The organism is Pantoea sp. 18059 (assembly GCF_902706165.1).
In the GTDB taxonomy this organism is placed as follows: Bacteria; Pseudomonadota; Gammaproteobacteria; order Enterobacterales; family Enterobacteriaceae; genus Pantoea; species Pantoea agglomerans.
The window spans coordinates 1-406 of record NZ_CACSJS010000062.1 but is presented as its reverse complement, the minus strand read 5'-3'; the positions used below and the strand labels follow the sequence as shown (position 1 = coordinate 406).

The 406-nt window shown below is 72.4% G+C and carries 1 protein-coding gene; it reads right to left on the bottom strand.

Going from position 1 to position 406, the window contains the following annotated elements; genetic code table 11:
• The coding region (locus GVJ63_RS22070) for a TonB-dependent receptor domain-containing protein (protein WP_159227376.1) at positions 1-406 on the bottom strand (406 nt) is incomplete at both ends.

Sequence of the window (406 nt, the reverse complement as noted above, 5' to 3'; positions counted from 1 at the left end):
CCCCCGTGTAGACCAGCTCGGAGTCGAGGCCGAGCCTCCACCATGCGAGCGTCGCCGTCAGGTCCTCGCCCGGCTGGAAGCGCCACCCGACCTCGGCGCCACGGCCTTTCACCAGCACCGGGACGCGGTCGGCCGGATCGCCGGTCTTCGGGTCGATGGCGATGGTGGCGCCGCGCACGTCGTTGCTGTGGAAGCCGACGCCCGCGTTGAGGTACAGCTCGTGGGACGCCGCCGGCGTGAAGGCCATCCCGAACTTCGGGCTGACGGTGGCGTCGTTCCCGCGCCCCCCATTGAGGGCCCCGTACCGCGGTTCGCGGCCGTGCACGCCGTAGCGCAGCGCGTCGCCGCGCACCCCCGCATAGCCGCGCCACCGGTCACTGAAGTGGACGAGCTGCTGGGCATACAC